The 16,650-nt window shown below is 40.2% G+C and carries 14 protein-coding genes; 4 read left to right on the forward strand and 10 right to left on the reverse strand.

Going from position 1 to position 16,650, the window contains the following annotated elements; all coding sequences use genetic code 11:
* Positions 1 to 10: 10 nt before the first annotated feature.
* Positions 11 to 1,225 (forward strand): tryptophan synthase subunit beta, encoded by a 1,215-nt coding sequence (gene trpB / locus HUV91_RS02980; protein WP_174492471.1) that lies wholly within the window; start codon positions 11 to 13, stop codon positions 1,223 to 1,225.
* A 1-nt stretch (position 1,226) separates the two neighbouring features.
* Complete coding sequence (trpA, locus tag HUV91_RS02985) at positions 1,227 to 2,006, forward strand: tryptophan synthase subunit alpha (protein ID WP_174492472.1); 780 nt, start codon at positions 1,227 to 1,229, stop codon at positions 2,004 to 2,006.
* Positions 2,007 to 2,112: 106 nt separating this feature from the next.
* Here trpA and HUV91_RS02990 read toward each other — a convergent pair whose 3' ends face one another.
* From HUV91_RS02990 to purT, 5 genes are all read right to left on the reverse strand, one after another.
* A complete protein-coding gene (locus HUV91_RS02990) occupies positions 2,113 to 5,241 on the reverse strand; it encodes an efflux RND transporter permease subunit (protein WP_174492473.1) in 3,129 nt (1,042 codons plus the stop codon).
* A 1-nt stretch (position 5,242) separates the two neighbouring features.
* Positions 5,243 to 6,439 carry an efflux RND transporter periplasmic adaptor subunit gene (locus HUV91_RS02995; RefSeq protein ID WP_130073298.1) on the reverse strand — a complete coding sequence of 399 codons (1,197 nt, stop codon included), beginning with the start codon at positions 6,437 to 6,439 and terminating at the stop codon, positions 5,243 to 5,245.
* A 169-nt stretch (positions 6,440 to 6,608) separates the two neighbouring features.
* Positions 6,609 to 7,778: a succinyldiaminopimelate transaminase gene (gene dapC / locus HUV91_RS03000; RefSeq protein ID WP_174492474.1), complete on the reverse strand. Its 1,170-nt coding sequence runs from the start codon at positions 7,776 to 7,778 to the stop codon at positions 6,609 to 6,611.
* Between the two features lie 49 nt (positions 7,779 to 7,827).
* On the reverse strand, positions 7,828 to 10,494 hold the full coding sequence (gene glnD, locus HUV91_RS03005) for a [protein-PII] uridylyltransferase (protein WP_174492475.1): 2,667 nt from the start codon (positions 10,492 to 10,494) through the stop codon (positions 7,828 to 7,830).
* A gap of 31 nt (positions 10,495 to 10,525) precedes the next feature.
* A complete protein-coding gene (gene purT, locus HUV91_RS03010; protein ID WP_171457460.1) occupies positions 10,526 to 11,740 on the reverse strand; it encodes a formate-dependent phosphoribosylglycinamide formyltransferase in 1,215 nt (404 codons plus the stop codon).
* A gap of 216 nt (positions 11,741 to 11,956) precedes the next feature.
* Here purT and HUV91_RS03015 point away from each other — a divergent pair, with 216 nt between their 5' ends.
* Positions 11,957 to 12,481 carry a GNAT family N-acetyltransferase gene (locus HUV91_RS03015; RefSeq protein WP_174492476.1) on the forward strand — a complete coding sequence of 175 codons (525 nt, stop codon included), beginning with the start codon at positions 11,957 to 11,959 and terminating at the stop codon, positions 12,479 to 12,481.
* Between the two features lie 43 nt (positions 12,482 to 12,524).
* Positions 12,525 to 13,136, forward strand: coding sequence for a hypothetical protein (locus HUV91_RS03020; RefSeq protein ID WP_174492477.1), 612 nt, complete (start codon positions 12,525 to 12,527; stop codon positions 13,134 to 13,136).
* 42 nt (positions 13,137 to 13,178) lie between these two features.
* Here HUV91_RS03020 and HUV91_RS03025 read toward each other — a convergent pair whose 3' ends face one another.
* Genes HUV91_RS03025 through cydP form a run of 5 tightly spaced genes read right to left on the reverse strand, consistent with a single transcriptional unit; the run spans position 13,179 to position 16,524 of the window.
* Positions 13,179 to 13,475 (reverse strand): cyd operon YbgE family protein, encoded by a 297-nt coding sequence (locus HUV91_RS03025; protein ID WP_174492478.1) that lies wholly within the window; start codon positions 13,473 to 13,475, stop codon positions 13,179 to 13,181.
* Positions 13,476 to 13,479: 4 nt separating this feature from the next.
* Positions 13,480 to 13,581 (reverse strand): cytochrome bd-I oxidase subunit CydX, encoded by a 102-nt coding sequence (gene cydX / locus HUV91_RS03030; RefSeq protein WP_002120988.1) that lies wholly within the window; start codon positions 13,579 to 13,581, stop codon positions 13,480 to 13,482.
* Positions 13,582 to 13,604: 23 nt separating this feature from the next.
* A complete protein-coding gene (cydB, locus tag HUV91_RS03035; protein WP_130073305.1) occupies positions 13,605 to 14,750 on the reverse strand; it encodes a cytochrome d ubiquinol oxidase subunit II in 1,146 nt (381 codons plus the stop codon).
* On the reverse strand, positions 14,747 to 16,333 hold the full coding sequence (locus tag HUV91_RS03040; protein ID WP_174492479.1) for a cytochrome ubiquinol oxidase subunit I: 1,587 nt from the start codon (positions 16,331 to 16,333) through the stop codon (positions 14,747 to 14,749). The genes cydB and HUV91_RS03040 overlap by 4 nt, the downstream gene beginning before the upstream one ends.
* Entirely contained in the window at positions 16,333 to 16,524 is a 192-nt protein-coding gene (gene cydP, locus HUV91_RS03045) for a cytochrome oxidase putative small subunit CydP (protein WP_174492480.1), read from the reverse strand. Before cydP ends, HUV91_RS03040 begins: the two co-directional genes overlap by 1 nt.
* Between the last annotated feature and the right edge of the window lie 126 nt (positions 16,525 to 16,650).

Genomic DNA, 16,650 nt, shown 5'->3' on the forward strand with positions numbered 1-16,650 from the left:
GATCGTGGTAATGACAGATTTATATACAGGCGATGGACCAGATGAACTTGGGCGTTTTGGGCAGTTTGGTGGTAAATATATGCCTGAAAGCTTGATGTTAGCAATTAATCAACTTGAAACTGCATTTAATGAAATCAAACATGATCCTCAATTTTGGGCTGAATATCAGCAATTATTAAATGATTTTGTCGGGCGTCCAAGTCCATTATTTTATGCAAAAAATCTAACAGCTTTGTGTGGTGGTGCAAAAATTTATTTAAAGCGTGAAGATTTAAATCATACAGGTGCACATAAAATCAATAATTGTATTGGACAGATTTTATTGGCACGCAAAATGGGGAAAAGCCGCATCATTGCTGAAACAGGTGCAGGGCAGCATGGCGTAGCAACGGCGACAGTATGTGCCTTATTTAACATGAAATGTGTCATTTTTATGGGGGAGACAGATGTACAGCGTCAACAGATGAATGTTGAGCGGATGAAATTGTTAGGTGCAGAAGTCCACAGTGTGAAAAAAGGCAATGCAACCTTAAAAGATGCCATGAATGAAGCCTTACAGGATTGGATTCGTCATGTAGACAGTACGTATTATCTGCTCGGGACAGGCGCGGGGCCACATCCCTATCCGATGATGGTACGTGAATTTCAAAAAATTATTGGAAAAGAAGCCCGTGAGCAAATTTTACTAAAAGAACAAAAACTTCCGGATGCTTTAGTGGCATGTATTGGTGGGGGGTCAAATGCAATTGGTTTAATGCATGCCTTTTTAAAAGATAAACAGGTGCAATGTTTTGGTGTTGAAGCTGGCGGTAAAGGTTTAGATACTGCTTATCATGCAGCTTCATTGTCAGGGGGCAAGCCCGGTGTTTTACATGGAAATTTGACCTATTTATTACAAGATGAGGATGGTCAAATTATTGAGGCACACTCTATTTCAGCTGGTTTAGATTATCCCGGTGTAGGTCCTGAACATGCTTTATTAAAGGAAACAGGACGAGTTAATTATGTCAGTGCAACCGATGACGAAGCCATTGCTGCCTTTAAATTACTCACGCAAAAAGAAGGTATTATTCCTGCATTAGAAAGTTCACATGCCATTGCTTTTGCATGTAAATTGGCGAAAAGCATGCATTCCGAACAGGTCATTATTGTCAATTTGAGTGGTCGTGGTGATAAAGACATGCATAGCGTGAAAAATTACGACAATAACAATAAGGAAGTATAAGATGAATCGTTTAGATGTTCGTTTAGCGCAATTAAAGCAGCAACAACGTAGTGGTTTGGTGTGTTATTTCACGGCAGGGGCGCCTGACTATTCAAGTGATGTCGCATTACTAACCCAAATTGGGCAAGCAGGCGCAGATATTATTGAATTAGGTATGCCATTTTCAGATCCTGTTGCTGATGGTGAAGTGATTGAAGCGGCACATCATCAGGCGATTGCACAAGGACATACATTGGCAAAAACCTTACAATTGGTCAAAGAAATTCGTCTGAAAGATGAGCAAACACCGATTGTGCTCATGGGCTATGTCAACTCAATTTTGCAATATGGCTTTCAACAATTTTTACAAGATGCCAAAGGCTTGATTGATGGGCTGTTGATTGTAGATTTACCTTATGAATATCAAAGTGAATATTTACATGATGTAGAACAGAATCAAATCCACTTTATTTGTTTAACTGCACCTTCAACCCCCAAAGAACGTTTGGCACTGATTGCTCAAAATGCACAAGGATTTTTGTATCACGTGGCAGAAAATGGGGTCACAGGTATGCAGCGGCAGCAGCAAAACTTGGATGAAAAAATTGCTCAGTTAAAGCAATATTTTACGATTCCAATTGGTATTGGTTTTGGTATTAAAACCGAACAGGATATTACAGCATTAAAAAATAAGGCAGATTTGGTGATTGTAGGAACAACGCTTGTAGAGTGTTTGGCACAATCAGGTGTAGCTGCAACTTTGCAAAAAGTCCAGAATTTTGCAAAAGTTTTAAGGGATTAGACCGAGCCCCCTACCATTGCCAAAAGATCTAAAGCATATAAACAATAAACGCCTTCTTAAAAAATGAAGAAGGCGTTTATACGATATAGATCAAAAATGATCTGTCTCAGGCTTTGGACTTTTTAAAGCCTTTGATAATGCGGTAAAGATCATCAATAAAGGTATAAATCACAGGGATGACCAAGAGAGACAAGAATGTACTAGTAATGAGTCCACCAATGACAGAAATTGCCATGGGTGCACGAAAACTTGGATCTGTGCCGATACCAAGCGCAATCGGTAACATACCTGCACCCATTGCCAAGGTTGTCATGATGATAGGACGTGCACGTTTATGACACGCATCCAATAAGGCATTAAAACGAGAGTAATTTTTTTCACTTCTCGCAATAATAGCGTAATCGACCAATAAAATTGAGTTTTTACTGGCAATGCCCATCAGCATAATCAGACCAATAAGACTCGGCATGGATAAACTACTTTTAGTTAAAATCAACAACACAAATGCACCACCTAAAGAGAGTGGTAATGCCACCAAAATGGTGATGGGCTGTAAAAAGTCTTTAAATAAAAGAACCAAGACAACATAGATACATAAAATACCTGTGAGCATGGCTAAGCCAAAACTAGAGAATAACTCCTGCATGACTTCAGCATCACCAATGTCTGTACGTTTCACTGTCGGTGGTAAATTTTGCATGGTCGGGAGTTGATCAACTTTAGTCGTGATGTCGCCCAAAGGTTGATTATTCAATTCAATATTAAAATTAATATTGCGCATACGGTTAAATCGATCAATTTGTGATGGACCACTTTCAATATTAATGTCAGCAATCGTGCCGAGCATGACAGGGCCATGACTGCCTTTAACCATAAGCCGTTTAATTAGGTCTTGGTCTTGGCGTGCTTCGAGGCTGAGTTTGATGACCACAGGAATTTGTCGTTGTGATAAATTCATTTTGGCAAGGTTTTGATCAAAATCTCCTGCTGTTGCAATACGCAAAGTTTCTGCAATATCTTGTGTGGTTACACCTAAATCTGCTGCTTTGGCAAAATCAGGGCGAATCACCAGTTCGGGGCGCACTAAGGCTGCACTCGAAGTAATACTGCCGATATTGGGAATAGTGCGTAATTCACGTTCTAGTTTTAATGCCGTTGCCATGAGGCTTTCTGAATCATCACCTGAAAGCGCCAACTGATATTGACTATTATTTCCTGCTAAGCCGACTTGAATACGTGCACCGGGAATGGGTGCAAGACGTTGCCGAATTTGATCTTCAATGCTTTGTAAACTTGTAGAACGATCACTACGTGGTGTGATTTGAATCGTTAAGGTTGCTTTGCGTGGCTCAGAGGATGCACCACCTGAAAAGGGATCTGTACCCGCAGCACCGCCACCAATAGTGGTATAAATACTTTTGATTTCGGGATGATCCTGAATTAACTGTCGTGCATATTCTGCTGTTTTTAAAGTTTCATTAAACTGAGAACCCGGTGTTAACTCCAAACGGACTTGGGTTTGTCCTGTATCTGGCGGTGGCATAAAACCCGTCGGTAATAGACCAATTAAGGAAAGAGAACCAATAAAAAATAAAATAGCAGCCGATAACGTTAACCACCGATGATGTAGACACCATGTCACCATCTGCATATAGCCTTGCATGACACGACCATCTTTTTTTCGGTCTTTTGCAAGCGCAGCTTGACCTTGATCGATTGAAGAATCTTTAGTGGCTATTTGTGCATCTTCGACTTTATGTACCCACGGTTTTAAAATATAAGCTGACATCATGGGGGTGAGTAAACGGGCAACCAATAATGAGGCAAAGATGGCTAGAGCGGCTGTCCAACCAAACTGAACAAAGAAACGACCTGCGATTCCACTCATAAAGGCTGTTGGCAAAAAGACAGCAATCAGGGTAAATGTTGTCGCAATCACAGCTAAGCCAATTTCATCCGCCGCTTCCATGGCTGCTTCATAGGGCGTTTTGCCCATTCGTAGATGCCGTATGATATTTTCAATTTCAACAATCGCATCGTCGACCAAGATTCCGACGACCAAAGACATTGCCAATAATGTGACAACATTTAAAGTAAAACCCAAATAATACATGCCAATCAAAGCAGGTAAAATCGACAAGGGGAGTGCAGTTGCGGCAATAATGGTTGCTCGCCAATCGCGTAAAAATAACCACACCACCAAAATCGCTAAAATTGCACCTTCATACAGTAAGGACATTGAGCCTTTATAATTGTCAGCAACAGGTGTGACAAAGTTAAATGCTTCAGTGATTTTAATGTCCGGATGCGCAGCTTTTAACTTGTCTAAGGCTGCTATAACGCCTTTTTCAACATCAACTTCACTTGCGCCTTTGCTTCGGGTAATTTCAAAACCAATCACAGGTTGACCATTGAGCAAAGCGGCTGAACGCCGTTCGGCAAAGCTGTCTTTTACTGTGGCAACTTGGTCTAAACGAATATGTCGTCCATCATTGAGTGCAATGTCCATCGCTGCAATTTCATCTGCAGTCTTGACGGTGGCAATGGTGCGAATCGATTGTTCACTACCGCCAATTTTCGTTTGACCACCAGAGGCATCCTGTTGGGTTAGGCGTAGCTGTCGAGTAATTTCGGTGGCTGTAGCATTGAGTGCCAATAATTTTTCAGGTTGAATTTCGACGTCAACTTGACGTGTTACACCACCGACACGTGCCACAGCACCGACACCTTTGACTTGCAGCATCGCACGTGTAACGTCGTAATCGACAAACCATGACAGTGCCTCTTCATCCATACGGGGTGACTGAATGGTGTAGGTTAAGATTGGTGACCCTGATAGATTGATTTTACTGACAATTGGATCACGTACATCTGTCGGTAAGTCAGAACGTATTTGTGAAACGGCATTACGTACGTCATCGACAGCTTCTTGTAAGGGTTTTTCAAGCTGAAACTCTGCGGTGATGACCACGACACCATCTTGAATATTGGCATATTGGTTCTTTAAACCTTGAATGGTGGCAATCGAGTTTTCAATTTTACGCGCCACTTCTGTTTCAAGTTGTGGTGGAGCTGCACCTGGTAAACTCGCAGTCACTGTGACCATGGGGAGTTCAATGTCGGGGAATTGTTGTATTTTCATCCAATGAAAACACATCAATCCCGCTAGTCCCAACATGATAAACAGTAAAATCGCAGGAATTGGATTTCGGATTGACCATGCAGAAAAATTCATGTTAATTCTCCTGCTGAGTCATCAGTTGTTTGCTGAGAGGTGTTTCAGGAATATTGGCAGCCACTTTGACTAAGTCACCATCGCTAAGAAAGCCTGTACCTGAAGACACCAATTTGACATTTTCAGGCAAATCTAGAATTTCAACCAAATCATTTTGACGACGTCCAACGGTCACTTTTTGCTGTTTCACACGGTTGTTTTGCTGCACGACGAATACATAAGAAAAACCATCACGCAGTAACAAAGCCGACTGTGGAATGGTCAGTGCAGATTGTTCACCGAGTTCAAATTCGCCTTTAACAAACATACCCATACGTACCGCTTGCGTGAGGGGTAAATCCACATAAACTAAACCATAACGTGTTTGTGGGTCGATCACAGGAGCGATCATTCGGACTGTTCCTGTAACCGCATTTTGGTTGGGATCAGGAGAAATGATTTTCGCCTTCATGCCTTGTTTAAGTTTATACAAATCTGTTGTGGTAATTTCTGCACGCCATTCGAGACGATGATCACGGATAAGACGAAAAAGTTCTTGTCCAGTTTGTGCCAATGAACCTACCGTTGCTGAGCGTGCTGAAATCACACCATTGTCAGGCGCGATGACACGAGTTTGAGCTAAGCGCAGTTCATTACTTTTAATTTGTGCATCTGAAGCTTCTAAGCGTGCTTGCGCGGTGGCTTGAGAAGTTTGGTATTGGGTTGACTCTTGGGCTGAAATCGCACCTGTATTACGCAGTTGTTGAATACGTTTATTGTTAATCACTGCATCATTCAGTACAGCTTGTGCTTCTTTATAATTGGCTTTGGCTGTGGCTAATTCTGCACGAATCGTATCACTATTGATTTCAGCAAGCACTTGACCACGTTTTACTTGATCACCTACATTGACATACACTTTGGTAATACGTTGTCCAGACAGCTCACTGCCGATGACAACTTCTTGCCAAGCGGCAATATTGCCATTGGCTGTGAGTGTTTGTTGCCAATTTTGACGTTCAGGTTGAATGACGGTAACGGTTAAAGCTGCTTTAGGTTGACTTTTTTCAGCAGGTTGCGTGACAAGCGTTTGTTCTGATTTTTTAGCTTGAGATTGCCACCACCAAATTGTCACTAAAATGACAAGAATAAGAACAGCTAAAATAAGCCAATGTTTACGACTAAAACCTTGATGAGAAGAAGGTTCTGAATGATTCATTGTGTTTTTTCAGAGTTATTTACATTTAAGCAGTATAGACAAATTTATGAAAAATGTTGATGTATCGTGTAATCGTTTTGGAAATAAAAAAATCCCCGACAGGTCGAAGATTTTTTAACGCTTGATCTACTGAAATTTAAAGATGTAAGGTGTTTCTAAAATGACACGCTTACAAAATGGCTTTTAAGCGCTGAATGACTTGTTCACACTGTGCAATGTCAGCAACTAATGCCATACGGACATGATTTTCACCTGGATTCCCCTGTGCTGTATCACGAGATAAATAACGTCCCGGCAGCACTTTGATATGCGCTTTTTCCATCAACATTTGGGCAAAATGTTCATCATTGTCGACTTTTAGCCAATAATAAAAGCCTGCATCAGGTTTTTGTAAAGGTAAAAGGTGACCTAATTCATTTTGAAATAATTCAAATTTGGCACGGTACAATTGACGGTTTTCTTCGACGTGTTGCTCGTCATCCCAAGCAGCGATGGATGCTAACTGATGTTGTACAGGCAATGCCGCACCGTGATAAGTACGGAATTTTAAATAAGGTTGCAGTAATGTGGCATCACCTGCCACAAAGCCTGAGCGCATCCCAGGTAAATTTGAGCGTTTAGACAAAGAGTGGAACACGATACAATTTTTGTAATTATCACGTCCTATTTCAGCACAGACTTCAAGTAACCCTACAGGAGGTTCATCGAACCATAATTCTGAATAACATTCATCCGATGCAATCACAAAATTATATTGATCAGACAATGCAATGAGTTTTTTAAATTGTTCTTTTGACAGTACTGCACCTGTTGGATTGCCCGGCGTACAGACAAATAACAGCGCTGTTTTTTGCCAAACTTCGGCAGGTACAGCATCAAAGTCACCTAAATAACCATTTTCTTCAGTACAATTAATGAAATAAGGGGTTGCACCTGCAAGTAGTGTTGCGCCTTCATAAATTTGATAAAACGGATTGGGCATCACCACATATGGGTTTTCATCTCGGTTAATCAAGGCTTGTACAAAAGAGAAAATCCCTTCACGTGTGCCTGAAACAGGCAAAATTTGAGATTCTGCACTGATTGTATTGAGTTTAAAACGGCACGTTAACCAATGCGCAATGCTTTGGCGTAATTCAGGCAAACCTTTACTATTTGGATAAGTGGAAAGATGCTTAAAATTATCAATAATCGCTTGTTTCACAAACTCAGGTGCAGGATGCTTTGGTTCACCGATGGAAAGAGGAATCAAAGGCATTGCTGCGGGTTGTACATCCTGAAATAACTGATTAAGTTTTTCAAATGGATAAGGATGTAATAAAGACAAACTTGAGTTCATGAAACAATTACCATGATGTGAAAATAAAATTAAATGATCACACTAAACATTAGTGTGGGTGTGAAACTTGATGAGAAGCTTCATCTAAAGCTGCCTTTAACTGTGAGGCAAACAATTCAGCTTCCTCCTCATTTAAAGGTGAGCCATCTTTTTTGGTGACAAAGAAAATATCTTCTGCACGTTCACCTAAGGTTGCAATTCTAGCAGAGTGAATGTCCAAACCTTGCATCATAAATAGACCACCTACTTTGGCAAGTAAACCTGGGTGGTCTAAGGTTGCAATTTCAACCATATTTTGCTGTAAGGCTTCATTCAAGCTGACATCCACAGTATTTTCAATGTCAAAGTGACGCAGTTGGCGTGGAATACGGCGTTGCATTACCCCAGGATATTTATCTGACTGACTTAAGGCTTTCACCAGCGCTTCTTTGACTGTTTCTTCACGATCAGGATCTGTTAATAAAGTTCCGAAACGGTCTAGAACCACATAAGTATCTAAACTAAATGCTTTGGTCGCAGTGATAATCCGCGCATCTTGTACATCTAAATTCATACGATCAAGTACAGCCACTGTGGTTGCAAATAAATTTGGTTGATCACGTGTATAAATAAACAACTGCACAGCATCTTGTGCTGCTTTTCGGTGCGCACGTAAGAGCACTAATGGTGCAGGATTATCACCATGCTGCAAAATGGCGCGTGTGTGCCATGCAATTTCATCGGCTGATTCTTTAAGAAAATACTCATCGCCCAGTTCTTGCCATACTTTTTCAACTTCATCTAAGGCAAATTCATCGACTAAAATTTCACTGGCTGCGAATTTACTGTCTTCGATTAGCATTTGATAATCTACAGGACGCCCTAAACCTGAGCGAATCACATCGCGCGCATGTGTGTAGAGTTGACGCATTAATGATGAACGCCAAGTATTCCAAAGCTTTGGATTGGTTGCGTTAATATCGGCAACAGTTAAGGTATATAAATAATCCAGATGTTCCATGTCGCCAATTTTTTCAGCGAATTCTTTTACCACATCAGGGTCTGAAATATCTTTTTTCTGTGCTGTGATGGACATCAATAAATGATTTTGAATCAGGTAAGCCACAAGGTTACATTCACGTTCAGTAAAACCATGTGCACGACAGAACTCAATTGCATCGACTGCACCCAATTCACTATGATCACCACCACGACCTTTGGCAATGTCATGGAATAAGGCTGCAAGAAACACAATATCTCGGCGGTTTAAACGTTGGAACACCGAGCTGACCACAGGATAATCTTTAGCGAATTCAGGTTCTTTAAAACGATTTAAATTACGGAGCAACAATAATGTATGCGCATCAACGGTATAAATATGGAATAAATCATATTGCATCAAGCCCATGATTTGTCCAAATGCTGGAATATAATTTCCTAAAACACCATAGCGTTTCATCGCGACCATCGTGTCATACAAACGATAAGGTGAACGAATAATTGCCATAAATAAGGCTTGATGAGTAGGATTACTACGATAATTTTGGTCGATACGTTTAGCCGCCAAAGTCAATAAACGTAAGGTTCTTGCACGAATCCCTTGAATCTCAGGGCGATTTGCCAACAGATAGAAAATTTCTAAAATGGCACTCGGATTTTCAGAAAATATCTTGTGATGTTGTACGGCAAGTTTGCCATCGACCAATTTAAAATGTTCATTGATGATTTCAATATTACGTTCATAATTGGGCAAACGTGGTGTAATGACTGACTCATTAAAATAGGCAAGTAGCATTTCATTTAAGGTAGACACTTGCTGTGCAGTCCGATAATAACGTTTCATAAACTGTTCAATCGGATAATTGATATGTTTACCTTCTTCTTTTTTATAGCCGAAAATACCTGCAATTTCACGTTGATAATCAAACAATAAACGATTTTCATCACGTTTGGTTAAACGATGTAAATGGTGGCGAATTTCCCAAAGGAAATTTTCAGATTCTTCTAAAACACCAAGTTCAAACTCTGAAATAAACCCTAAATGGACGAGGTCATAAATGCGATTGACACGGAAATGACGTTTTGCAATCCAACCAATTTGGTTGATGTCGCGAATGCCGCCTGGTGCATTTTTAATATCGGGTTCTAAATTACTTTCAGTATTATTATGTTGCGCATAACGGCGAGCTTGTTCATCCATCTTTGCATCAAAGAAGGTTTTATCTGTCCATGTCTGTGAAACCACACGGCGTGGCCATTTGATCAAGTGCTGATTGCCTGTAATCAAACGCGCTTCGATTAATGCTGTCGCGACTGTGAGATCATTGGCAGCTTGTTCAAAACAAGTTTGAATGCTACGAACGCTAACTCCTGGTTTAAAGTTACCAACGTCCCATAAAGAGGAAATAAAACTCGAAACAATGTGTTCTTGTTCAGCGGTTAAATCATTTTCTGACAAGATCATAATGTCTACGTCAGAGTAGGGTAACATCTCACGGCGACCATAGCCACCGACCGCAAAAAGACTCAGATCTGTTTGATCGAGTCCTGCATGTTGCCATAAAAAAATCAGCGCTTCATCAATAAAATTAGAACGGGTATGGATCACCTCACGAATGGGCTGTCCTTGTTCAAACGCCTCCTGCAGTTGTTGTTCTACATCGGTACGCCATTGGTTAATGGCTTGAATATCATGATTACTACTGACGTAATTCAACAGAGGAGACGTGTTGATCATAAAATTATTGTCCGTAAATTTTTCTAAAACATTAGTTCTGTTGCACTGTGACTTTTGAAGCCGTTTCAAATGCTAACTCACGTGCTTGTTCTGTTGTTTCAGCACGTGCTGTTGCCACACCCATGCGGCGACGTTTAAAACCTTCAGGTTTACCAAACAGTCTTAAATCTGTATTTGGATTTTCTAAAGCAAGATTTAAGCCAGAAAATTCTAAATTTTTCGCATCGACACCTGCATAAATCACAGCACTTGCTGCAACGCTATGACGTGCTGTATTGACAGGTAAGCCCAAAATTGCGCGTGCATGAAGTTCAAACTCACTTTGGAATTGTGAAGCAAGCGTGACTAAACCAGTATCATGCGGGCGTGGTGATACTTCACTAAACCATACTTTGTCACCTTTGACAAATAGTTCTACCCCAAAAATACCACAACCACCGAGTGCAACAGTCACTTTATCGGCAATACGCTTGGCTTCAGTTAAGGCAGCATCCGTCATGGGTTGCGGTTGCCAACTTTCTACATAGTCACCTGCATCTTGGCGGTGTCCAATTGCATCGCAAAAATGGGTTTCAACTTCGCCTGTTTCTGGATTTTTAGCACGTACAGTCAGTAGGGTGATTTCAAAGTCAAAATCAATCTGTGATTCAACAATGACGGTACCTTGGTTAACACGACCACCAGTTTGTGCATATTCCCAAGCAGCATCAACTTCAGCAAATGCTTTAACGCGTGATTGACCTTTACCTGATGAAGACATGACAGGTTTAACGAAGTTTGGATAGCCAATATCATCACATGCTGCACGGAAACTTTCTAAACTATTTGCAAAACGATAAGCAGACGTCGGTAAACCGAGTTCTTCAGCAGCCAAACGACGGATTCCTTCACGGTTCATAGTGAGATTGACCGCTTTGGCAGAAGGAATGACGGTTGCAATATTTTGTTCTTCGATTTCAATGAGGACTTGTGTCGCAATGGCTTCAATTTCTGGCACGATCAAGTTTGGTTTTACTTTTTCGATGAGTTTTTTTAATTGTTCAGGGTCTGCCATATTTAAGGCATAAGCAAAATGTGCAACTTGCATTGCGGGCGCATTTTCATAACGATCTGCTGCATGTACTTCGACACCTAGGCGTTGTAATGAAATCACGACTTCTTTGCCCAATTCTCCTGAACCCAAAAGGAGTACTTTAAAAGCAGAAGATTGGAGTGGAGTACCAATAGTTACGCTCATGCGATTCATCCATGCTTAAGAATAAGTTGTGTTTAGCATAGCAGAACTGAGCGCAGTGTTAAGACTTGATTATAAGAAATCGAGAAGATTGTTGGACAATGGTGTCAGAGTGCAACATGAAGGAAGGGGTGATTAGACAGGGACTATTTGTTAAAGCTGTTGTGTGAAGATCATAAAATTAGGCTATCATTTTTAGAAAATGAAAAGCTAACTTGAACAATGACAATGGCAAAAATCCTTTTAAAATACCGTTTAGCAATAAACACTGATATTGCTCAATTGGTGAAGCTCATCAATGCAGCCTATCGTCAAAAAAGTGAAAATACATGGACGACTGAAGCCGAAATCGTGATGGGGGAAAGAATTTCACGTGATCAGCTTGAGCAGTTATTCAAAAATCATAATTTTCATTTGCTTGTTGCTGAACAAAACAACCAAGTTGTAGCGTGTATTGGGTTAACTTTTGAAGAGTTATCAGTGGAAATAGGCACTTTTGCCATTTCACCTGATTGGCAAAATCAGGGGCTGGGAAAATTGGTTTTAGACAATGCTGAAAAATATGCTAAAGATATTCAGTTTGATTTAAAAACATATGTGATGTGGGTACTTAGTGTGCGTACAGAATTAATCGCATTTTATGAAAGACGAGGGTATATAAAAACGGGAGTCGTGGAGGATTACCCATTGGATGCGGATGTAGGCATTCCACAAGTGGATTTACATTTGGTTGAGATGATGAAGGTCATTTAGATTTCTAATGTTTTATCATTGAGAAAAATGAGAAGAAGGTAAAATGGGAACAGATATTCATGGTTTTTTTCAAAAATATGAACCGAACTTAAATTTATGGGTTGATATCGCATCAGAATACGATGAGAAAAGAGATTATTACTTATTTTCAATACTGGCTAATATACGAAATTCCAATGATTTTAGTTATATTGATTTACCTAGAGGATTACCCAAAGAAATTAATTTAAATGAAGAAAATCTGTATAAAACTCACTCTCTAAGCTTATGGAATAGTCGCATTCAAAATGAAACTTCCTATCCAGAAGATAACTATGAAATATGGCTAGGGGATCATTCTTATTCTTGGTTAAGTGATCATGAAATGATTGAATGGAATTCATCAGCAAAAATAAGCAGGTTGGATGGATTGATCTTTTATAGTGAATATTCAAAATGGAATAAAAAGTCCGATCCAAATTTTGATTATTCTCAGTATAAACCTAGCACCACTATTGTGACCGAGGAAGAATATTTAAAAGGAAAAATCGGTGATTGTGTAGAGGTTAATTGGCAACAGGATATTCGTGAATACCTAGCATATTTTTTTGATGAAGTCATTCGATTAAAAAAATTGCATGGCAAAATACGTTTTATATTTGGATTTGATAACTAGATATAAAAAACCCTGAATAAATCAGGGTTTTCTTTTAAAGGATCAGGTCAAGAACCACGTGTAATAGCCCCAAAGCATGAGTGGCCATGCAACATAAGGGCTAAATAACCATTTCCATAACCAAAACCGTGGCAGAAATCCTACGCCATGAATAAATCCACCTGAGATCCCGATCATCACCAATATTAAAACCGTATGGTTATAGTGACCATTGGCATCGAGCATCATTGCAGGATGGAGTAATAAAACCGCAGCTAAAGGCAATGCCATTAAAAATGAAACTGCCATAGCAAATTTGTTAGGCTTACTTTCTTCTGTTGTCATTGCGATTTCTGTCATGTTGTTATTCCTCATCTAAATCTTGATGATGTTCAATGTAGAGCGCACTGAGCACACCTGCAAAACATGCCATCAAAATCCCAAGAATCCAAGCAAAATACCACATATTTGTTCTCCTTCGACTTTAACTTAGTAAAGACTGTGTGAATTTTCTTGTACATGTTTGTTGGTGATCACACCCCACATTTTGTAATAACACCAAGTGGTATAACACAAAATGATCGGTACAAAGATACATGCAGCAACAGTCATGACAGTTAAAGTATTTTTACTTGAAACAGCATCCCACATGGTCAAGCTTGCAACTGGGTTGATGCTTGATGGCATAAGGAATGGGAACAATGCAAAACCAGCAGTGAGGATTGCACCCACAATCATGAGTGAAGTACCTGTGAAACTCAAGCCTGCTTTGCCTTTAGCCGCTGAAGCAATCACGATTAAGCTACCCAAAATTGCCATAATCGGTGCGATCATGGTAATTGGATAAGTTGAATAGTTATTCATCCAACCGTGGTTGTTGTTGGTAATGACTTCTTTAGCCAAAGGATTAGCAACGCCATTGGTATCAAAAGGTTGAGCAAGTGTATAACCTTCGATATTACCAAAGTATAACCATGCCCCCGCACCTAAGAAACATACGAGGAATACGATACCCATTAATTGTGTTGCTTTCGCAGAACGTTGACGTAATGCACCATCTGTACGGAGCATGAGCCACGCACCGCCGTGGGCATTCAGCATAGAAAGGCTGACTAAACCACAAATTAATGCAAATGGGTTTAACAAGGCAAAGAAGCTGCCTGTATAAGTCGAACGTACAGTTTCATCTAGTGTGAAAGGTACGCCTAAGAACATATTACCAAATGCAACACCAAAGACCAGCGCAGGTACAGCACCACCGATGGCTAAGCCCCAGTCCCATGATGTACGCCATTGGGTATTTTCAAGTTTAGAACGATAGTCAAAGCCCACAGGTCGTAAGAATAGGGCAAAGAGAACCAGTAACAGTGCCCAATACATACCTGAAAAGGCAGTTGCATAAACCATCGGCCATGCAGCGAATAAGGCACCACCTGCGGTAATGAACCAGACTTGGTTGCCGTCCCAGTGTGGGGCAATCGTATTGATTGCCGCACGACGTTCGTCATCTGTTTTGCCTACAAATGGCATGATGGCCATAGAACCCATGTCGAAGCCATCGGTGAGGGCAAAGCCAATCAGTAGAACACCAACAAGCACCCACCAAATGATTTTCAGTAATTCATATTCGATCATGATTGAGCCTCCCCAACAGCTTGGTTTTGAGCTTCTAATTTTTCAAAATGATATTTACCTGTATGCAAAGAACTTGGTCCTAAGCGCGCAAATTTGATCATTAAGTACATTTCGATGATGAGAAGAACAGTATAGAACGCTGCAAGTGCAATGATTGAACCCCACACATCACCTGTACTTAAGCTAGATGCTGATAAATGTGTTGGTAATACTTCACCAATGGTCCATGGTTGACGACCACCTTCAGCCACATACCAACCTGTTTGAGTTGCGATCCATGGTAAAGGTAATGCATACAATGCAAATTTCAGTAACCATGGTTTGTTTTCTGCATTACGTTTTGCCACTGCATATGTTGCAAGAATGAACAGTAATAACATTAAGAAACCAGAAGCGACCATCGCACGGAATGAGAAGAACAATGCAGTGACGTTTGGAATCGTATCTTTTGTTGCTGCTTTAATATGATCTTCAGACGCATCTACAACAGTGGGTGTGTATTTTTTAAGAAGTAAGCCGTAACCTAAGTCTTTTTGATTTTGTTCAAATGATGCCAACAACTCAGGAGAGCGATCACCCGCACGTAATTTTTCAAGTTCACTATATGCCACCATACCATTACGGATACGTGCTTCATGTTGAACCATCAAATCTTTAATACCAGTGACTTCTTTGTCTAAAGAGCGTGTCGCAATGATCCCCATCACGTATGGAATACGGATAGCATAGTCGGTACGTTGTTCTTCTTGGTTTGGAATACCAAACAAAGTAAATGGTGCAGGTGCAGGATGGGTATCCCATTCCGCTTCAATGGCTGCAAGTTTAGTTTTTTGAACATCACCCAACTCATAACCAGACTCGTCACCCAGTAAGATCACAGACAATGTCGATGCTAAACCGAAGATGGCAGCAATGGCAAAAGAACGGCGTGCAAAAGGCATGTCACGTTTTTTCAGCAAGTAAAAACTTGAAATAGCTAAAACGAAAATCGCACCAGTCACATAACCCGAAGAAACCGTGTGAACAAATTTGACTTGGGCAACAGGGTTGAAAATCAACGCACCGAAGTCTACAAGTTCCATACGCATAGTTTCATAGTTAAATGCAGCCCCGACAGGGTTTTGCATCCATCCATTAGCGACTAAAATCCACAATGCCGACATGTTGGAGCCTAGGGCGACGAGCCATGTTACGGCTAAATGTTGAACTTTAGAGAGGCGATCCCAGCCAAAAAAGAACAAACCAATAAAAGTTGATTCCAAAAAGAATGCCATTAATCCTTCAATAGCAAGCGGTGCACCGAAAATATCGCCCACATAATGTGAGTAATACGCCCAGTTGGTACCGAATTGAAACTCCATGGTTAAACCTGTAGTTACACCTAAGGCAAAGTTAATACCAAAGAGTTTTCCCCAGAATTTAGTCATGTCTTTATAAATTTCTTTACCAGAAATCACGTATGTGGTTTCCATAATGGCAAGAATAAAAGCTAAACCTAGAGTTAAAGGCACAAAAATAAAGTGATACAACGCGGTCATTGCAAATTGGAACCGCGAAAGATCGACCACGCTTTCAGAAATCATCAACGTGTCTCCTTAGTTTGGGAAGGACTGCCAGCAATACGCTCAGCAACTTGGTTATCAAAATCTTTAGGAATCGTCGGAGCATCAAACCAAATATGTTTGATGATAAGTAAAAGAATGACCTTAATTATTAAAATGATCGTAATTTCTCTGACTAGACGACGATTTATATCAGTGCGTTTAAAGCTCATAACAAAGCCTATTTTTAAACTCTTTTTATATTATTAAACAAAACACAACAGAAAATAAATAGATAAAATAATTAAAATAAAAATATATTATTATTTGTAATATAAACAATGGTTTGTATTTTGATT

The organism is Acinetobacter sp. Marseille-Q1623 (assembly GCF_902809895.1).
Lineage (GTDB): Bacteria > Pseudomonadota > Gammaproteobacteria > Pseudomonadales > Moraxellaceae > Acinetobacter > Acinetobacter piscicola_A.

Bases quoted from the DNA above. Each gene is read 5' to 3' on its own strand.
- cydB (WP_130073305.1), bottom strand. From the start codon at position 14,750: ATGATCGAATATGAATTACTGAAAATCATTTGGTGGGTGCTTGTTGGT.
- HUV91_RS03015 (WP_174492476.1), top strand. From the start codon at position 11,957: ATGGCAAAAATCCTTTTAAAATACCGTTTAGCAATAAACACTGATATT.
- HUV91_RS03025 (WP_174492478.1), bottom strand. From the start codon at position 13,475: ATGACAGAAATCGCAATGACAACAGAAGAAAGTAAGCCTAACAAATTT.
- trpB (WP_174492471.1), top strand. From the start codon at position 11: ATGACAGATTTATATACAGGCGATGGACCAGATGAACTTGGGCGTTTT.
- cydP (WP_174492480.1), bottom strand. From the start codon at position 16,524: ATGAGCTTTAAACGCACTGATATAAATCGTCGTCTAGTCAGAGAAATT.
- trpA (WP_174492472.1), top strand. From the start codon at position 1,227: ATGAATCGTTTAGATGTTCGTTTAGCGCAATTAAAGCAGCAACAACGT.
- HUV91_RS03020 (WP_174492477.1), top strand. From the start codon at position 12,525: ATGGGAACAGATATTCATGGTTTTTTTCAAAAATATGAACCGAACTTA.
- glnD (WP_174492475.1), bottom strand. From the start codon at position 10,494: ATGATCAACACGTCTCCTCTGTTGAATTACGTCAGTAGTAATCATGAT.
- cydX (WP_002120988.1), bottom strand. From the start codon at position 13,581: ATGTGGTATTTTGCTTGGATTCTTGGGATTTTGATGGCATGTTTTGCA.
- HUV91_RS03040 (WP_174492479.1), bottom strand. From the start codon at position 16,333: ATGATTTCTGAAAGCGTGGTCGATCTTTCGCGGTTCCAATTTGCAATG.
- dapC (WP_174492474.1), bottom strand. From the start codon at position 7,778: ATGAACTCAAGTTTGTCTTTATTACATCCTTATCCATTTGAAAAACTT.
- purT (WP_171457460.1), bottom strand. From the start codon at position 11,740: ATGAATCGCATGAGCGTAACTATTGGTACTCCACTCCAATCTTCTGCT.
- HUV91_RS02990 (WP_174492473.1), bottom strand. From the start codon at position 5,241: ATGAATTTTTCTGCATGGTCAATCCGAAATCCAATTCCTGCGATTTTA.
- HUV91_RS02995 (WP_130073298.1), bottom strand. From the start codon at position 6,439: ATGAATCATTCAGAACCTTCTTCTCATCAAGGTTTTAGTCGTAAACAT.